This is a genomic window from Ruminococcus sp., from assembly GCF_019417665.1.
Taxonomy (GTDB): domain Bacteria; phylum Bacillota; class Clostridia; order Oscillospirales; family Ruminococcaceae; genus Ruminococcus_C.
On record NZ_DXUU01000106.1, the window covers coordinates 1 to 3,994 of the forward strand.

At 36.3% G+C, this 3,994-nt stretch carries 5 protein-coding genes; all 5 read left to right on the forward strand.

Annotated features, from left to right (window positions below; translation table 11 throughout):
- Positions 1 to 827: site-specific integrase (locus QZ375_RS13840; RefSeq protein ID WP_295219900.1), on the forward strand; the 827-nt coding region annotated here is incomplete at its 5' end.
- A 215-nt stretch (positions 828 to 1,042) separates the two neighbouring features.
- A complete protein-coding gene (locus QZ375_RS13845) occupies positions 1,043 to 1,762 on the forward strand; it encodes a LytTR family DNA-binding domain-containing protein (protein WP_295219902.1) in 720 nt (239 codons plus the stop codon).
- Positions 1,759 to 3,066, forward strand: coding sequence for a sensor histidine kinase (locus QZ375_RS13850; protein WP_295219905.1), 1,308 nt, complete (start codon positions 1,759 to 1,761; stop codon positions 3,064 to 3,066). Before QZ375_RS13845 ends, QZ375_RS13850 begins: the two co-directional genes overlap by 4 nt.
- A 166-nt stretch (positions 3,067 to 3,232) precedes the next feature.
- On the forward strand, positions 3,233 to 3,871 hold the full coding sequence (locus QZ375_RS13855; RefSeq protein ID WP_295219907.1) for an accessory gene regulator B family protein: 639 nt from the start codon (positions 3,233 to 3,235) through the stop codon (positions 3,869 to 3,871).
- Positions 3,834 to 3,950 carry a cyclic lactone autoinducer peptide gene (locus tag QZ375_RS13860; protein WP_295219909.1) on the forward strand — a complete coding sequence of 39 codons (117 nt, stop codon included), beginning with the start codon at positions 3,834 to 3,836 and terminating at the stop codon, positions 3,948 to 3,950. The genes QZ375_RS13855 and QZ375_RS13860 overlap by 38 nt, the downstream gene beginning before the upstream one ends.
- Positions 3,951 to 3,994 lie beyond the last annotated feature (44 nt).

A 3,994-nucleotide genomic window follows, 5' to 3' on the forward strand; every position in this document is an offset into this window, starting at 1 on the left:
TCATTCGCAATCATATTCTTCCGGATCTCGGAACAAAGTATCTCACGGATATGACGACACATCAGCTGAATGATTTTGTCTATGAGAAACTGCAAAGCGGTCGATTGTGCGGAACTGGCGGACTTTCCGCTCGGTTTGTACAGGACATTATGCGGGTTTACCACAGCATAGAACAGTATGCAGTGCAGGAATATCACATTCGTGGAACGCATTTCACTATGCCAAAAGCAGAGAAAAAGCAGCTGGATGTTCTGTCTTCTGAGGAGCGAAAGAAGTTGGAACAGTATCTTCTTCAGACAGGGCTGACCATTGATTTGGCGATTCTGCTGTGCTTGTTCACCGGTTTGCGTGTAGGTGAATTATGCGGCTTGCAGTGGGGCGATATTGACTTTGAAAACGGAACGCTTTCTGTAAAACGAACGGTGCAGAGAGTTTATCGAAATGGCTGTTCTGAGGTACTGATCGGCTCTCCCAAAAGCAGAACTTCCGTGCGGACAATTCCGGTTCCGTCCTTCTTGTTGACACTGCTGGAGAAGAAAAAACGACAGGATTTTCTGTACTTGATTACTGGGAAAAGCAAACCGGCAGAACCGAGAACGATGCAGTATCGGTTTCAGAAAATCCTGAAACTTTGTGGAATCCGAAAGGTTCCGTTTCATTTGCTTCGACACACTTATGCCACAGATTGTATTGCCCACGGATTTGATGCAAAGACGCTGAGTGAATTGCTGGGACACGCTGACGCCAGTATTACGCTGAATCGATATGTGCATTCTTCTATGCAGATGAAGCAGGAATATGTAAAGCGACTGCAATTGACAGGATAACATTTCGCCGTCAAAAAATCGTATGGAAAATGAAAAAAGCATCGGAAACAGCGTGATTTTTTAGGATTGAATGGTCAATGGGCGGATTTTACGAAACAAAAATGCTTCTTTCCTTTTAGTATCTCCAACGGTAAACCATCTATTCTTCTTGATTTTTGGGATTTTTTATGGTATGATGGAAATAGAGAGAAAAAGATAAGAAAGGGGCATATTACGTGATTCGAATTGCAGTAGTGGATGATCAGGCAGAAGCAATTTCGGAAATTCTTTCCGTATTTCACCAATGGGAAAAGGAAAATTATTTGAGTTTTGTAATAGATACATATACAAATGCGGATCAGTTTTATCATGCGATACTTGATGAAGATTATCAAGCTTTCTTTTTAGATTTGGATATGCCAAAGAAAAACGGGTTTGATATTTCACAATTTTTGCGTGAAATGGATAGTGACGCTCCAATTGTCTATATCACAAATCGGGATGACCTGATGCAAAAAGCATTTCAATATAAAGTGCTTGGGTTTGTTCGCAAAGACAAGATGCAAGAAGAACTTCCATTTGCAATTTCATGTGTGGTTCAAGAAATACAGAAAAAGAATCGTCATGTCGTAATATCCACATCGCAATATCATTATAACTTGAAGATTTCTGATATTTTGTATATTGAAAGTGAAAATCACCAAACAAAAATCTATACGGTCAACAAAAAGGAGGAAATTATTACGAGAGATCCTCTGCGTTCCTACTTGGAAAAAGAAGAATTTCAAGGGTTCATTCCGATTAGTGTAAGTTGTATTGTAAACTTTGAACATATCTTTTCGATTGAAAAAGATACTTTGATATTAGATAATAAAAAGATTTTGTTTATTAGTCGCAGAAAAATCAAATCAGTCAAAGAATTATTTTTGCAAAAAACAAGGAGGAATATCATATGATCTACACCGTTTCAGAATGGTTAGCCACTATTTCAGAGAGTTTGATTATTTTCTTCTTTCTAGTCAAGATCTTGCCCTATAAAAATATGACACAATCTAAAAAAATAATTGGAACAATAATCTTTTGTTGTTTGCAGTGTGCATCTTCTTTGGTATTGAATCATTTCTTTGTGTTTGAAGGGCTTTTGGGTGTTGTCAACATTTTAATTTATCTTCTTTTTTGTTGGATATTGTTAGAAAAACCTATATGGTTTCAGACAATTGTCGTACTTCTTGTATTTGCCTGCTTGTTTACAATCAACATTGCTGTAACGTTAATCGTAAGTCTAATTATGCAAAATACTTCGTTTGATGTACTATCTTTACGAAATCCAGTTCGCATTTTACTTTTATTTATCACAAAAGCTATGCTGGTTTTTACGTTGATGATCCTTACTAATATTTTTGAAAAGAAAAAGATGATACTTCATGTATCTCAATGCATTATTATGACAACTGTTCTTTTAACAACGCTCTTCGCTGGCGTCGTTTTAGAAGAAATTGTAATCGAAACAGATATAGCGAGCTGGGAAGTTTCTGCAATTGTAATATGTATGATTACAATCAATGTTTTGTTGTTTTTTGTACTTTATCTTACATCTTCCAGAAATCGTGCAGAAAACAATCAGGCATTGTTAAAACTACAAATTGCAAATGAACAGCAAAAGCTTCAGGATTCCATCCGTTGGAATACAGAAGTAAATACACTGCGTCATGATTTGAAAAACCACTTGCTTTGCATTTCAGAGTACATTCGATTGCAGCAGCCAGATGCAGCTATGGAATACATTGAGAAATTGACCGGTCAGGTGAAAAAAGAACTGCCGTATCATATGATGACACATTCTGTTGCAGTCAATGCTATTTTAGATTTGAAAAAGCTTGTGTGTGATGAGAACCAAATTGACATAAAATATTTTGTACTGGAAGAATTACCTAAGATAGATGAAACCGATTTGTGTGTAATATTAGCTAATTTACTGGATAATGCAATAGAGGCTGCATCCAAAGAAGAAAAGCGGCAGATTCGTCTTTCCGTGGAAATCATCGGCAACTATTTTCGAATTGTTGTTCAGAATCGAATTGCAAAATCAGTATTAAAAAGCAACAAAAAACTAGGAACCACTAAGAAAAATCAAAAAATCCATGGATTTGGGTTGCAAAGCGTAGAAGATGTTGTTGAAAGAAACGATGGGATGAGCAATTTCTCTGAGGAAAATGGTTGGTTTGTTGCAGATATTATGCTAAAAATCCACGAATCATAAAACGAAATAGAATAGAGTTTATAAACCACCTTATTGAAAAATAAGGTGGTTTTTTTGTTTTTTTGACCGATTACGTCGTAAAATCTACCGATTACGTCATATGTATTGATTTTTTTATTGTAATCTGTATAATGTAATTAGAAAAAGAAAAAGGAAGCTGTTACACATGATTTCATTTTTATCCATGTCGCTTGTAAAGAGTTTGATTAAAAATGATGCGATCGAAATGGAAAAGGCAGAAGTTTACCAGTATGGATTTGAGATCTTATTTTCTTCTGTTATCACTTTCCTGATCGCAGCACTTTCTGGCATTTTATTGCATTGCTTTATTGCAGCAATGATTTTTTTCGCTATATTTGCAACGTTTCGGCAAATATGCGGAGGATATCATGCAAATCATTATTGGAGCTGCAATTTACTGTTCCTTTTGGTAATCAATGCGGTATTGGTTGTATATCGTTTCTTTCCTACTGACAGTTTCACGACAATGCACTATATTTTTCTGACAGTTTCGCTGTTAATTATCTGTGCCTACGCACCGGTTGAAAATAAAAATAAACCGCTCAGTGCAGAACAGGTACTTCTATTTCGTAAAATCAGCAGAATCATTGCAATATTACTAGCGGTGGTTTCTTGTTTGATTGATATATTTCATAGTCCCTATGTAAAATTGATTGATAGTACGCTTTTGGCAATTTCTATTTCGATTTTAGTAGTGGGATTGGAAGAAGGGAGAGAGTGTGGTGAAAAGTGCAAAGAAAAGCATTCTGAAGGCTGTTGCAAAAATCGGTGCGAAAAGTGCTGAAATCGGAGCAAGCTCGGCATCTATCTGGGGCTATCATCAGCCGAAGGAACCGAAGGCTCTGCAGAACTTGAAGAAGTAAAGCAGAGTAATTTCAGATTTCACATTGAAGTTATCATTCTTTTT

Excerpts from the sequence above, each read along its gene's own strand:
- QZ375_RS13850 (WP_295219905.1), top strand. The coding sequence starts at position 1,759 with ATGATCTACACCGTTTCAGAATGGTTAGCCACTATTTCAGAGAGTTTG.
- QZ375_RS13855 (WP_295219907.1), top strand. The coding sequence starts at position 3,233 with ATGATTTCATTTTTATCCATGTCGCTTGTAAAGAGTTTGATTAAAAAT.